The following is a 14,191-nucleotide window of genomic DNA, read 5'->3' as shown; positions in this document are numbered from 1 at the left end:
AATAACATAAAGAAGATATTGTCTCGTTTTTGAAAAAGAAATGAGAGGATAAGATCGGGTACGATAGGTGATCAAGCTGCTGACACGCTGTAAAAGGAGCAGGGAAAGGTGCTGCAAAAAATTAGTATCCACAAGCTGACGCTCGGGATGTACGTGGAACAAATAGAAACAGCCCAGTCACCCACCCGGATGACCAAACCTGGCTATGTCCGCCGTCCTGAGACAATCCAAAAACTAAAACAAAGTGGTGTTAACTATGTTTGGGTAGATGCTGATCAGATCTTAGATATCAATGAAAACCAGTACAAAGGCGCACTCTATCAAGGTAAGTATGCGTCAACCAGCGCGGATATCGACAAAGCACGCGCGCTCATCGATTCGTCGAAGCAACAACTGAGTCGCTTGTTAAATGATATTTATGCCAATAAAGCCATTGATGTCGCGCCCCTTGAGGCATTGGGCAGTGACATTGTCGACAACATTTTTGAACGTCAGCACGCGGTTGCTTGGATCAGTGGCATTCGTGATAAAAGTGCTTACCTGATGGAGCATTCGCTCAACGTGGCCTTTTTGTTGGTGAGTTTTGGCAGGCATCTAGGGTTTGATCACGCGACCTTGCAAGAGCTCGCCGTCGGTGGGCTAGTGCATGATATTGGTAAAGTGCTAGTGGCCGACGAAGTGCTCAATAAACCGGGAAAACTGACCGCTGAAGAGTTCGACCACATGAAACTCCACCAAGTATTTTCTCAGCCGGTACTGGATAGTATCCCTGACTTATCACAAATTGCTCGCGATGTGAGTTTAATGCATCACGAAAAACTGGATGGCACTGGTTACCCAAACGGGCTAAAAGGCGAAGCGTTACATACCATTGGCCGCATGAGTGGCATTGTCGATATTTACGATGCACTGACCGCGGATCGTTGTTACAAACGAGCGATGTCACCGTCTGAAGCCTTTAAGATCATGATGGGACTCACGCCGTTTCATTTGGATCCCAATTTATTGCGCGCCTTTATTCAGTGTATTGGCTTTTACCCCGTTGGCTCCCTCGTTGAGTTAGCGGATGGACGCGTTGGCTTGGTATGGCAAGAAAACCTCGACGACTTGACTCGCCCTGTGGTCAAGTTGTTTTATTCAGTCCGCAGTCACCGATTTCGTGAAGTGGAGTATATTGATCTCGCTAAGCGCCATGATTTGCGTATCGCCCGCGCCACCAGCGAGACAGCCCTTGATATCAATGTCGATGCATTTCGTTAATCCTGTGACGAGGCGAGGGCTTTTGCGTATACTGCCCTCCCTCAGTGACAATGCCTTTTAAGAAAGAGAGAGAAAAATGAGAGTTTGCGCGGTTGATTTAAAAGCTAACGAAGCGAATGTTGTGTTACTCGACAGTGACAACGATTTGTTTTCGGTACCTGAGTGTCGGGCCAAGAAAATCACGCTGCCCTCGCCAGAAGCGCAAGAGAGCATTCAACATTTCCATCGTACCATGAGCAAGCTCATCGAAGATTATCAGGTGGATAAAATCATTATTCGCGAGCGCCAAACCAAAGGGAAGTTCGCGGGTAGTAGTGCCGGCTTTAAAATGGAGGCCGCCCTACAACTGATCGAAGGTGTTGACGCCGAAGTCTTCTCCTCCAGCGTGATGAAACATACGCTAAAACGTCATCCCATCGATGTAAACTTAAAAGAGCTAGGCTTGAAGCAATTTCAGGAAAATGCCTTTCTAGCCGCGTGCGCCTATTGTAATAAAGACAAAAAATAACAGTAATAAAGACAAAAAAACGCGTCGAACACGGAGGTACCATGAGCAAGAAAATCTACTCTTCCCCGCTAGGGCCATTAACACTGCAGGCCAATAGCCAGGGATTAACGGCTCTGTATCTCCCTAACCGCGCACCTAATCACCTTGTTCAAGACAGTTCGCAAGACAGCGTCGCCATTCTCGATCTTGCCTGCCATCAACTGGATGAGTACTTTGCGGGTACGCGACAGACGTTCTCGGTGCCACTTGCACCGCAGGGAACGGCCTTTCAACAGCGCGTATGGCAGGCACTTCAATCCATTCCCTTTGGTGAAACGGCCAGTTACCAAGCCATCTCTCATCTTATCGGTAACCCAAAAGCCAACCAAGCCGTGGGCAGTGCGAATGGCAAGAATCCGATTTCGATTATTGTCCCCTGTCACCGGATTATTGGCCGTCAAGGTCAGTTGGTCGGCTATGGGGGTGGTTTGATCGCCAAACGCACCTTGTTGATTTGGGAGGCCACAGGCAAGTGGCCCGATTACGTCTCCAATGAGCTGACCAGCACAGACCCGGCGCTGCCTTAGTCTCCTCCACTCAGGCGGCAAGCGGTTTGGTCAGCCGTTCCGGGGTCAGATGAAAACCACAATGTATATAAAAGCTTTGTGCGTCGTCTTTTTGGTAGCTTGGGACCACTTCAATGTGATCACATCCTTTTGCTATCAGCGCCTGCTCGGCAGCATTAAGCAGTTGACGTCCCAACGTCATATCGCGGAATGGCTCGTCGACAATAATGGTACTAATACGACCCACGTGGCCTGACAAACCTAATTGTGGGATCACTTGACAGACCACCACACCCGCCACCAAACCGCAAAGCTCGGCCACGCTCACTGACACCAAGTCCTGATTAAGTAGATGCTTGATATGCCGGTGCATCTGACGTTTGTCTATCTCATCTGACTGGCACTGGGCACAGAGTTGGCTAATGGTTTCTATATCTTTATCAGTGGCTTGTCTTATCATTGTCGCCTTCCTTGTTTGGGTTTCCCCACCCGCAGACCGCCGTTCAATCTGCCGGTGAGGTTTTATGAGTTATCACGTCGCAAAACTCGCACGTATTAGTGACTAACGCTGGGCGGTTTGCGTCCCCGACATACGGCTTACTGTTACGCGGCGGTCAAAGAAAAAGCCCTCATTACCCGCTTGGCTATCCAATGGCTGACTGTCTCCATACGCCACCGTGTTGAGCTGACGCGGATCGACGCCCACGGACACAAGATAATCTTTTACGGCCTGCACACGACGTTCCGATAGCGCTTGGTTATAGCCTTGACGTCCTCTTGGATCGGCATAGCCTGCGAGTTGCCATTGAGCGTTTGGCATTTGTTGAATAAATCCTGCGAGCTCATCAAGCTGGATCATAAAGTGCGGCTCAATATCAGCCGAGCTCGTGCGAAATTGAATATTCATCGCCAGCGTAAGGTCTTCCACCTGATTCTGCGCACTGCGTAACCGCGCGAGCTCAAGCTGCGCTTCATTATATTTTTGGCTGATGCGACTCAATGATTGATTCTCATCCCGGATAGTTTGAATCGTTTCATCCTGCTCGGTGGCCAAATTTTCATAGCTGGCATTTTGCCCCATCACGGTACCAATAATGGCCCCTGCCACCGCGCCGACAGGACCCGCCACCACCGCTCCCGCGATAGCGCCGCTTCCCATCCCGATCAACTCGGGTTGTTTATTACGTTCAACCTCACTGGCGGCCATCCCTTGTGGCGTGGCAACGGCGAACATTGAAACGGCAAATACAGAGTGAATCAGTTGTTTTTTAATATCCATCTTATCCTCGCTTACGATGAATCGTGCTGTTTGATATGGCGTTATTACAGCAAGCACTTAAGGCATTTTGCGGGAGTAAAAATGGCAATCTGGCGATCAATAGTGGCAAAAAAATGGCAATTTACGTTTCATACACGAAGAGGGTTTTCTCTGCACACAGTTTGGGTATAGTCATCACAACGCAAGTAAGAAGACAGAGTTATGAAACACATCGCGATAGTGGAAGATGAAGCGGCGATCCGAGAAAACTACGCCGATGTTATCCGCCGCCAAGGTTACCAAGTCCATACCTACCAAGACCGGCCCAGCGCACAAGCGGCCTTTGAGCGGCAATTGCCCGATCTAGCAATCATTGATATTGGCTTAGGCAGTGAGATCGATGGTGGTTTTGCTCTTTGCCAATCCCTCCGCGCCGTGTCGGCGACGGTGCCAATTATATTCCTCACCGCCCGCGACAGTGATATTGATACCGTGGTTGGTTTGCGGATGGGCGCGGATGACTATCTCACTAAAGATGTTTCCCTCCCACACCTCATGGCACGTATCGCCGCATTATTCCGGCGCTCTGATCTTTTGGCACAAACCCCCTCAAAAGAAGATAAGCGTCTCCAATGTGGTCCTCTTTACCTCGATCTTGATCGTATGCAGGTCTATTGGCATGACCAACTGATTGATCTCACCGTGACCGAATTTTGGATGGTGCACGCCCTCGTCAAACGACCCGGGCATGTTAAAAGTCGTCAAGCACTCATGGATGAAGCACATGCTGTGGTGGATGACAGCACCATTACCTCACACATTAAACGAATTCGTAAAAAATTCATGGTGGTTGATGAACAGTTTGATTGCATCAGTACCGTTTATGGCATGGGCTACCGTTGGGATGAGGCACCCGAATGATCGCGAAGCTACACTTGCTTGCCCAACAATTATGGCAACACATCGCGGGTATCCGTACCAAGATTGTGGTGCTATCGAGCTTTTTGCTCCTATTGCCCTACCTGGGTTATCAATATGTGTGGGAGATGGAAAACGTCTTACGACAGGGACAAGAACAGACTTTGATGGGTACCGCGCGCGCTTTCGCCATGGGGATGAACGACAGGCCCAGCTTGTTTTCCTATCGAGACATCCCCTCTCAACTCGACCCAGGAAAAGATCTGCACGCGTTTCGCCTCAATCATCTAATCACCTTGGACGGTGACTTAGGCGACTGGCAGCGCGACCGCCACCATCAACGCCACTATCAGCGTGATGGGCTTATTTTTAACCAAGGTCCCTACCACAGCGATCAATTGGCGTTATCTGTGCTCACTGGGAGTAATGGAGATGCCGTATACTTTGGCATCACAGTGACCGATGCCAGTCCTACCCCAGCACAGCGTACCGGCGATATCACCAGCCAAGATCACATGATCTTGGCGCTCACTTCCCCCCAAGGTGCCTTTTATCGTGTTGCGCTCAGCCAAGACAGTAACAGCAATAATGCTCACATCCGTCACCTGACCAGTGGACTACCCACGTTAGCTGACAAGACCTCGACAGAAGGCCCGGCTCAGCCCCTACCTATTGCTGCAAAATGGCAACCGACAGACAAGGGTTACAGCATTGAGGTGAAACTCCCAGCAAATTGGGTCGGCCAGCAGCTGGCTCTCGCCTACTATGATCGCGGCAATGGTTTCGAGCGGCCACTCAACGCCATTATTGGCAGTGCTTCAACGCGCGCTCCCACCTCATTAGGCAGCTTTATGATGCCCTCTGCGGCTATCCAATCTTTGATTGAGCGAATGAATAACGACGCCTCGCGGGTTTGGGTAGTCGACAAACACAGTCGCGTGCTCGCCAAAGACGGCGATATTCAAACCTCCAATGGCGTTTGGCAGCCTCAGTCGCCTTCAGACCAACCAGAGGGGTTGATCCCCTGGATAACCGACACACTACTGCGCCCCTGGTATGACCGCTTGCTCGTGACGCCACCCGATCACTTTGTCGACGCCATGCAACAAGCATCCATCTACCAAGGGGTGCAAGCACAGCAAGCATTACAGGGGCGGCCTTACGCAGGCTGGCGCAGCTCAGACGACAATCAAGCAATGATTTTATCGGCCGCTTATCCCATCTGGCTTGACGACCGTGTCGCCGGTGCGGTGATCGTCGAAGAGACGACCAATGGCATTCGCAGCTTACGTAATGAAGCGTTAGAAACCCTGTTTTCAGTCATGCTGGCGGTTATATGTACCGGCGTGCTTTTACTGCTCTTGTTTGGATCGCATATCGCTAAGCGTTTACGTCGCCTCCAGCACGAGGCCGATCATGCAATCGATAGCCAAGGCCGGGTTACCGGGCATATCACCACCACACATAGCCATGATGAAATTGGTCGACTATCACGCACCATGGCCGATATGGTCAGCCGAATTGCCGGGTATAATCACTACTTGGAGGCCATGAGCTCACGGTTATCCCACGAGCTACGCACACCGATTGCCGTGGTGCGCTCCTCGCTTGAGAACATGGCCTACACCCAGGAAAACCCCGATCAACTGACCTATATTAACCGCGCGCAAGACGGTGTTCACCGCTTAGCGGGCATTTTATCGACGTTAACCGAGGCCACACGCCTAGAACAGAGCTTTGATAACGCCGATAAAGAGATGGTGGATCTCAATGCCCTACTTGAAGGCTGTACCCAAGGCTACCAATTCGCTTATCCAGATAAGACCTTTACCTTAAGCCTTCCCCACCACACGGTAAACGTGTTAGGTGTCCCTGATTATCTGGCACAATTACTCGATAAGCTTATCGCCAATGCGGTGGAGTTTGACAACGGCGCCGCCCCCATTGCCTTATCGCTGTCACAAAATGCGCATCAGGTCGCGATGACCGTCAGCAATAGCGGCCCATTGCTTCCCGAGCATATGCGCGAGCAATTGTTTAACTCTATGGTCAGTGTCCGCCCTGAAGGTCACGGCGCGGATAAACCGCACCTTGGCTTAGGACTGTATATCGCACGGTTGATCGCTGACTTTCATCAAGCCGATCTTGTCGCTGACAACCGGCCACAACAAGATGGAGTGACACTGTCACTTATTTGGCCCAATACACAGTTAATGACACACTGATTGATCTCAACCCTATTGGCCCCAATACTGACTAATAGTGCCCGACACTGATAAGGGCCCGCACTTTTCATGGGGTCACACATAGCGTGACGCCCCGAGCAAGGAGCCAATATGATTGAATTTTATTCTGCCGCGACACCCAACGGCCAAAAAGTTGCGATTGCACTAGAAGAGATGGGGCTGGATTATCAATTACACAGCGTTGATTTGATGGCAAATGAGCAAAAACAGCCTGACTTCTTAGCCATCAACCCCAACGGTCGCATTCCCGCGATTGTCGATAAAGCCAATGGCGACTTTCCGGTGTTTGAGTCCGGGGCGATTTTACTCTATCTCGCAGAAAAAACGGGGCAATTCTTACCCTGCGAGCCCAAGGCACGCTCACAAGCCATTCAGTGGCTGATGTTTCAAATGGGGGGCGTGGGGCCAATGATGGGGCAAGCCAATGTCTTCTATCGTTATTTTCCTGAAAAAATCCCCGCCGCCATTGAGCGCTATCAAAAAGAAGGCCGCCGTCTGCTTGAAGTGGTGGATAAGCAACTGCAACAGCATCCTTACTTGGCAGGGGATAGCTATACCATTGCTGATATGGCGACCTGGCCATGGGCAAGGATTCACGAATGGAGTGGCGTTGATGTCAGCGGATTAGACGCACTCAGCGCGTGGCTCGATAAACTTGCCGCGCGCCCTGCTTGTCAAAAAGCCTTACTCACCCCCGCGCCTAAAGAGGCAACGGACGACGAACGTGCCGAACAAGTGCGTGGCATGGTGACGCGATAGCAAAATCGCTATACTAAATCGTGATCTTAGGTACCAGACAGGCAGCGTATCCCGCTGTCTGTCATTTATTCGTGTTGAGGAGCTCGCGTGTTAACACCTTGCATTGGTCATTGTCGACGTGAAGACGATATTTGCGTCGGCTGCAAACGTACACTTGATGAAATTGTCCGCTGGGGAAAAATGACCGACGATGAGCGCGAATCCATTATGGCGCAACTCCCCAAACGGCCCGATCCTACCTCTGCCGTTCCCTCTTATCGGTCACGAAACCCGTTCAAGCGCCGCACTGGCTGAAGGCGCAAGCGGCTTACGGTACTCAATGATCACCGTGCTTCCTTCATAATGCACGGCTTCAATCGCCCCATCGACAATCACTTTACTGGTGACGAGCACGTCTTGATCAACCTGTTCACGATCGCGCAAGCTCGGTATGACCTTGTTCGGCTCCACCCCCATTGCTTGGCAAAACGCAAACACAAACCGACTATCGAGCACGGCGTCACCATGAATGCACCGAGAGAAGCTAAGGTGACTGATCTCAAGCTTTTTTGCCATTTCTATCTGGGTAATCCGAGCTTTAGCTTTATAAGACATCCATGTTTCGTACAAAGCCTGTCTGTCTTGGTCATTAAAGGTCATCACGGTTTCCACTGGCTATCATTTAAAAGCATCCAGCCTAGCAATCCTGTTACCTATAATGTCAGYACGGGGTAAACGGCGAGTAAATCTTGCTGGAATCGTGCGGCTCGGTTAGGATCCGAGAGCCCTGATCAGATAAGAGATGTGCTATGGACGTCAACTTGGCGAATCTACCTGCCGACGAGAAACAAAAAATTGAACTCGATAAACAAGCTGCCTACGCCGTATGGAAGGTAGTCAATAACCAAGCCCCACAAAGCCTTTACCAGCAAGAAGCCAGCGCCTTAGTCGACTGGCAACGCGAGGTGTATCTCGCCAGTGTAGAAAAATACCGTGCGCAACCTGACGCTTTTATCATCCCTGAGGCTCCTCCCTCCGAATAAGGTTTCACCAGCACCCTCACACTGGTGCTGGAACCTGTCAGTCAGCGTACGCCACACGGTTTTTATCGCCGAGCGCATCGCGCCATCCCTTCAGGTGTCTCAACGCCTTGCCACTGTTTGGTTTTATCTCACTTGCTGCGGATAAATGCTTAAAATAAGGCGCTTAGGTCAGTAAACATCTTACACGCGCGTTTAAAACCCGAAAGCCTGTCTTTTTTTTCTAACAATACCTTCATTAAAAGCGCGCTAAAATGTCATACATTTTTCACCCCCTCACCTAGCAAAAAATGAACACTCGCCCTATTGTTATTCTTATCAGGAAGTCTTTCTTATTTGGCAGATAGACGCCATATAAACTAATTTCTAATAAACGTTGGCTGGGTGACTCCTTGGTGGGCAACACAATAATCCGCACAAAAAAGCGGACAGGACACGCTCATCAAGCACAGGAAGCACCCTTACTTTTTAGACAGGCAAACTCGCGCTCAGTAAGGGGTAATCGCTATGACCTTAGGGTTTAAATCTCGTATTATTTGGGGGGTAGGACTGCTCGTCACACTCTCACTCGTGATCCTCGGCTCAATTAACGCACTGTCGCTGCGTGACAGAATGGTTGAAGCCTTGGTCACCCAAACTCAAAATAAACTCGATCATCATGTCATCGAGTTAGAGCAGCTGGTGCAGTCTCAGCTCACTGCGGTAGAGCAAGGTGCTGGCCACTTCTCAACCGATCTCACCGGTCAGGAGAATGTGGCGCAAGTGCGAATGCTGGCAGATACCGCCGGTATTGCTAATGTCATCATGACCTATGAAAGCGGCGATTCGTACATGTCAAACCACAATGGCAATGGCGTGACCACCAGCGAATATAACTTCCGCAATCGAGATTGGTATCGCACGGTTAAATCCGACCAGGCCATTCACTTGACGAACATTTACACGGACAAGGTCACCGGTGGAAAAGTGATCAGTGCCGTTGCGCCTGTGTTTGAAAACGGCCAGTTTATCGGGGCACTCCTCGGTGATATTCCGTTAGAAGATGTCATCACTCAAGTCAGTGACATGCGCTTTGCAGGGGGCGCGGCTACACTGGCGGATCAAAACGCCGTGTTTTTCGCGAGTGATGATCCTAATGATATCGGCAAGACCCCCTCGCAGGTAAGCGCGAACTTTGCACAGATGGAAAGCATGTTCCGCAGTAGCGAGCAAGGTCATCTTACTTTCCCCTATTTAGGCATTCAATTTGATGGCTATTTCCAACGGGTCAACTTAACCGAAGACAGGTATTGGACCCTGATGGTCTTTGTTGACCAAAAAACCGCCCTGGCCGGGGTTCGCGATGCACAAATCGATTCTGTCGGAACAGGCGTGATACTGCTCATCGTCAGTCTTGGCGCGATTTATGCGATTATTCAATTTTCATATCGCCCCTTACTCAAACTCAAAGAAGCGGTTCTGGATCTGTCACGTGGCGAAGGGGATCTTACCGCTCGTCTTGAGGTGAACGGCAATGATGATTTGGCGCAAATCAGTGACGGCTTCAACCGCTTTGTCGAAAATCTACAAGGCATGATGTTGAGCGTCGCCGAGTCCAGCCAAGCCATTTCAGCCAATATTAGCCAGCTGTCACAAACCACCAGCGAAAATGAGTCCGTACTGGATGCTCACTCAGCTGAAACCGAGCAAGTGGTTACTGCCATCACTCAAATGAGCGAAAGCGCGAGAAACATTGCAGAAAATGTTTCCCAATCGAACAGTATCACTGCCTCGGCAAGTAAGGAGGCAAGTCAATCACTTAAAGTGGTCGACAATGCGGTGATCACGGTCAGTGCCTTAGTGGATGAGGTGGAAGAAATGTCGGGACGGATCACTAGCATGAACAAAGATGCAAATCGAATTAGTGACGTGCTGACAGTGATTGGCGAAATTTCTGAACAAACTAATTTGCTGGCATTGAATGCCGCCATTGAAGCAGCGCGCGCTGGCGAACAAGGACGAGGCTTTGCGGTCGTCGCCGATGAAGTGCGTGCGTTAGCCGCTCGCACACAAAGCAGCACCACGGAAATTTCCGAAATGCTTACCGCGTTACTCGATGGCACTTCGAGTGTGGTCGAGGCCATGGAGAAAACCAAAGAACAGTGTCAGACCACCGCAGACAAAACCTCGGAAGTGTCTAACAGCTTGACCATCATGAGTTCGTCTGTCACCGAAATCGACGATGTGAGCACCCAAATTGCGACAGCGACTGAACAGCAAAGCTCTGTCGCTGAAGAGCTCAGTAAAAACATGCTGTCGATTCGCGATATGGTGAACAAGCTGGTAGACAGTGGCAATCAAACCACGGCGGCCACTCAATCCCTCACCCATTCAAATGAGGAGCTGGATCGCATGGTGCATAACTTTAAATTGCAGTAAATCGCCAAGGCCAGACCGCGACGCGAGTGAGTATGGCTGACGTTCACTGAATCAGGTAGCGAGACGCTGCCTGATCCCCATTGGGGAGGATTGTTTTTATGTCTTGTTCCTTACCAACACACGCCTTAACCGCGACGTTTACACAACAATACCAAACCATTCGTCAGCACTTTTTCAATCGAGACCCTGACCGTTGGCCCGTCTATCGGACGCCAGAACTGGCTCATTGGTTGGAGAACGGCATGCATCCTGCGGTGGCCGACGCTGCGCATCCATTTAGCCAACAAACGCATGTTCCCGAACAAAGTGATATTAGCGCCAAGACACTGCCTAACCTGGCACTGCAAGCCGCCACCTACTCCAAAGATTGGACATCGCCCCGTGCCGTGGAAAACGTGATCACGGCGCCGTGTGACCCCGCGATACATGGGGCATTACTGGCGACGATGGCTAACCCCAACTTGGTGTATAGCGAATACGCGGGGATGTCAGTTGAACTAGAAAAAACACTCGTACGTCAAGTCGCAAACTTGATTGGCTATGATCCTGACGAAGCAACCGGGATCTTTACCCAAGGCGGGACGTTCGGCAACTTATACGGCTATTTAATGGGGCTAAGAAAGCAGTTCCCGCTATCAGGCCAGCGGGGGTTCCAAGGACAAGACTTCCGCATGATTAACTCGCTGGCTGGCCATTATTCCAATATGACCAACCTCGGCTTACTGGGCACAGATATCCCCAACCAAGTCCTGCGTATTAAAGTGGATGCCAACAACCGGCTTGACTTGGATGACTTTGCCTATTCGCTCAATCATTGTTTAGCAGAAAAGATGCCAGTGCCCACCATCTTGCTGACCTTTGGTACCACAGACACCTTCGCCATTGACGACATTGAACGCGTCTATCAAATCACAACACGCGCCTGTGAGCGTTTCAACACGTCGGTTAGGCCACACATTCACGTCGATGCGGCCGTGGGCTGGCCATTAGTGATGTTCAACGACTATGATTTTGCCGCCAACCCGATAGGGATCAACGTGGCGACACGGAATAAACTGCAAGCATTAATACCCCGTATTCGCGGGCTACGCTTTGCCGACTCCATCACTATCGATTTTCAAAAGTGGGGGTTTGTACCCTATACCGCCAGCTTGGTGATGTTCAAACAGAAAACGGACATGGAACATCTTAAGCAAGATCCGCATTACTTTTCTTATTTTGAAACCAGCAAAACGCAGCAAACGCATTTGCAGTCAACAATAGAGTGCTCGCGTGGTGCAGCAGGCGCCTATGGGAGTTATTGCGCCCTCAATATGTTGGGCAAACGTGGTTATCAGACCATGATTGCGCACAGCCTGCAAAATGCCGAGTATTTAAAAGCCCACCTAGACGCCCTCCCCCATTGCAAGATCGTTGCTGGTGATAACTTGGGCCCTACGGTGGCGTTTCGTCTCTATCAACCTTCCCCTACACTGGATGTAAATGTCATGTTCCAACAAGAACAAACCTTGCATCAAGTCGGGGCGCGCATTGACAGCATTACCCAACATAGCCTGTTTCACCGTCAGCACTTTCTCGAGCGGCAAGGTAAAACGCTGCAAACCAACTGGGTCGAGTCCATTGCACACACGGAGTTTGATCCCAATGGCCAATGCCTATTTATTCCTGGTGAAAAAGCGGTATTTTTAAACCCTTACACGCGCTACATACACATTGATGAGTTTGTGGCTTCACTATGCCTCGAGCATGCAGAGCAATTGGTTTAGTTACCAACGCCAAAAGTGCGGCATAAACAATGCCAGCACGGTGAAGTACTCCAAACGACCGAGGATCATGGCAATGTTTAGGATCCAGATCCCTGTGTCTGTCACGGGCTGGAAGTTACTCCCGACTTCACCAAACCCTGGCCCAAGCACATTGATACAAGCGACTACGGCGGTAAATGCAGACCAGAAATCGAGCCCTGTCATCATCATCAATAGGGTAAACACACCTGTGGTCAGCGCTGCTAGCGACATAAACGCCATTACCGCTTGAGTCACATCGTTCGAGACCACCTTATCTTGATAACGGATGGGGATGATCGCGGAGGGGTGCACCAATTGATGCAATTGGCGACGAATGATTTTAAAGGTAACAATATCGCGAATAATTTTATTGCCGCCCGCCGTTGAGCCTGAGCACCCGCCAAGATAGGCACAAAACACCAGGAATAAGGCGGTTGCCGCTGGCCACGAGCTTAGATCCGCTGCCCCAAACCCAGTACTGGTAATGAACGAAACCACATGAAACGCTGCAAAGCTCAGTGACATCCAGAGCGATTCATAACGGGCTTCACCATAAAGGTAAAAGCCCAGTACCAGAGATAAGCAGGCCACTACAATCAAAAACACGCGTGACTCTTCATCATCGATATACAGCTTTAAACCGCGCCAACCGATACGGAAAATGCGAAAATGTAAACCAAAGTTGATCGCCCCCAACAGCATAAAAATATTAGAAATCATTAAGATAAGATGGCTTTGAAAGTGCCACATGCTGGCATCGTGGGTGGAGAATCCCCCCGTTGAGACGGTAGAAAAGCTATGTGCGATCGCATCGTACGCGCTCATCCCGGCCATATAATAGGCCAGCGCACATGCGATGGTGATCACCACATATACCCCCCACAAATAGTGGGCTGTTTTTGAAATGCGGGGGGAGAGTTTTTCGTCTTTGATTGGTCCAGGTGTTTCCGCTTTTAATAGCCGCATGCCACCCACATTGAGCATCGGCAATACCGCAACCACGAAGATCACCACGCCAAGGCCCCCCATCCATTGTAAAAACTGGCGGTAGAGCAAGAACGAAGCAGGCATATTGTCCAGGCCACTCAAAATGGTGGCACCCGCCGTACTCAAGGCACTGATCGACTCAAAGGTGGCATCGGTAAAATTGACCCCAGTGACCAACTCGATCGGAATACCGCCAAGCAACCCCACCAGTATCCAGGTCAGCGTCGAAAATAGTAGAGCATCGCGAAAAGTAACCTGATTGAGTTTGCTTTGCCGAAAAAGCCACGAGATGACCAATGATGAAATCATCATTAGCAAGGAAGGGTAAAAGAAATCGGTTGAGACACCATCGCGGAAAATAAAAAGCGATAAAAGTCCAAAAACAAATTGGACAACACCCATCCATAAAATAGGCATGCCCAGAAGACGCAGGGTATTTTTAAAGTTAATCATGACAGAGGCAACTCATCATTAACACGCTCGTGG

Annotated in this window: 14 protein-coding genes; 10 read left to right on the top strand and 4 right to left on the bottom strand. The window is 50.1% G+C overall.

The features are described 5' to 3' along the window. The first annotated feature begins 108 nt into the window (after positions 1-108). The 3 genes from BZG23_RS13450 to BZG23_RS13440 all read left to right on the top strand — a co-directional run bounded on the left by BZG23_RS13450 (position 109) and on the right by BZG23_RS13440 (position 2,334). The gene (locus tag BZG23_RS13450) at positions 109-1,260 is read left to right on the top strand and encodes an HD-GYP domain-containing protein (RefSeq protein ID WP_077607237.1); all 1,152 of its coding nucleotides are present in this window, start codon (positions 109-111) and stop codon (positions 1,258-1,260) included. A 76-nt stretch (positions 1,261-1,336) separates the two neighbouring features. Then, positions 1,337-1,768: a DUF3010 family protein gene (locus BZG23_RS13445; protein WP_077607236.1), complete on the top strand. Its 432-nt coding sequence runs from the start codon at positions 1,337-1,339 to the stop codon at positions 1,766-1,768. 41 nt (positions 1,769-1,809) lie between these two features. Next, a complete protein-coding gene (locus tag BZG23_RS13440; RefSeq protein WP_046075915.1) occupies positions 1,810-2,334 on the top strand; it encodes a methylated-DNA--[protein]-cysteine S-methyltransferase in 525 nt (174 codons plus the stop codon). 10 nt (positions 2,335-2,344) lie between these two features. On the opposite strand, the gene BZG23_RS13435 is transcribed toward BZG23_RS13440, so the two are convergent. Beyond that, positions 2,345-2,773, bottom strand: coding sequence for a GNAT family N-acetyltransferase (locus tag BZG23_RS13435; RefSeq protein WP_077607235.1), 429 nt, complete (start codon positions 2,771-2,773; stop codon positions 2,345-2,347). Between the two features lie 102 nt (positions 2,774-2,875). Next, the gene (gene pdsO / locus BZG23_RS13430) at positions 2,876-3,592 is read right to left on the bottom strand and encodes a sortase-associated OmpA-like protein PdsO (protein ID WP_052708148.1); all 717 of its coding nucleotides are present in this window, start codon (positions 3,590-3,592) and stop codon (positions 2,876-2,878) included. A gap of 201 nt (positions 3,593-3,793) precedes the next feature. On the opposite strand from pdsO, the gene pdsR reads away from it, so the two are divergent. The 4 genes from pdsR to BZG23_RS13410 all read left to right on the top strand — a co-directional run bounded on the left by pdsR (position 3,794) and on the right by BZG23_RS13410 (position 7,788). Beyond that, positions 3,794-4,492, top strand: coding sequence for a proteobacterial dedicated sortase system response regulator (gene pdsR, locus BZG23_RS13425; protein ID WP_077607234.1), 699 nt, complete (start codon positions 3,794-3,796; stop codon positions 4,490-4,492). After that, positions 4,489-6,714 (top strand): proteobacterial dedicated sortase system histidine kinase, encoded by a 2,226-nt coding sequence (gene pdsS / locus BZG23_RS13420; protein WP_077607233.1) that lies wholly within the window; start codon positions 4,489-4,491, stop codon positions 6,712-6,714. The genes pdsR and pdsS overlap by 4 nt, the downstream gene beginning before the upstream one ends. A gap of 111 nt (positions 6,715-6,825) precedes the next feature. Beyond that, positions 6,826-7,494, top strand: coding sequence for a glutathione S-transferase family protein (locus BZG23_RS13415; RefSeq protein WP_077607232.1), 669 nt, complete (start codon positions 6,826-6,828; stop codon positions 7,492-7,494). 87 nt (positions 7,495-7,581) lie between these two features. Beyond that, a complete protein-coding gene (locus BZG23_RS13410; protein ID WP_046075919.1) occupies positions 7,582-7,788 on the top strand; it encodes a DUF1289 domain-containing protein in 207 nt (68 codons plus the stop codon). Here BZG23_RS13410 and BZG23_RS13405 read toward each other — a convergent pair. After that, positions 7,756-8,133 carry a hypothetical protein gene (locus BZG23_RS13405; protein ID WP_046076095.1) on the bottom strand — a complete coding sequence of 126 codons (378 nt, stop codon included), beginning with the start codon at positions 8,131-8,133 and terminating at the stop codon, positions 7,756-7,758. The two genes, BZG23_RS13410 and BZG23_RS13405, sit on opposite strands and share 33 nt — an antisense overlap. A 149-nt stretch (positions 8,134-8,282) precedes the next feature. Here BZG23_RS13405 and BZG23_RS13400 point away from each other — a divergent pair, with 149 nt between their 5' ends. From BZG23_RS13400 to BZG23_RS13390, 3 genes are all read left to right on the top strand, one after another. Then, entirely contained in the window at positions 8,283-8,516 is a 234-nt protein-coding gene (locus tag BZG23_RS13400; RefSeq protein ID WP_046075920.1) for a DUF3283 family protein, read from the top strand. 504 nt (positions 8,517-9,020) lie between these two features. Next, positions 9,021-10,931, top strand: a complete 1,911-nt coding sequence (locus BZG23_RS13395; protein ID WP_077607231.1) for a methyl-accepting chemotaxis protein — start codon at positions 9,021-9,023, stop codon at positions 10,929-10,931. Positions 10,932-11,029: 98 nt separating this feature from the next. Further along, positions 11,030-12,697: a pyridoxal phosphate-dependent decarboxylase family protein gene (locus BZG23_RS13390; RefSeq protein WP_077607230.1), complete on the top strand. Its 1,668-nt coding sequence runs from the start codon at positions 11,030-11,032 to the stop codon at positions 12,695-12,697. On the opposite strand, the gene BZG23_RS13385 is transcribed toward BZG23_RS13390, so the two are convergent. Next, positions 12,698-14,158 carry a TrkH family potassium uptake protein gene (locus BZG23_RS13385; RefSeq protein WP_077607229.1) on the bottom strand — a complete coding sequence of 487 codons (1,461 nt, stop codon included), beginning with the start codon at positions 14,156-14,158 and terminating at the stop codon, positions 12,698-12,700. Positions 14,159-14,191 lie beyond the last annotated feature (33 nt).

This window comes from Salinivibrio sp. ML290 (assembly GCF_001995695.1).
In the GTDB taxonomy this organism is placed as follows: Bacteria; Pseudomonadota; Gammaproteobacteria; order Enterobacterales; family Vibrionaceae; genus Salinivibrio; species Salinivibrio siamensis.
Note: the sequence above shows the minus strand (reverse complement) of the source record. Positions and strands in the feature narration are given on the sequence as shown.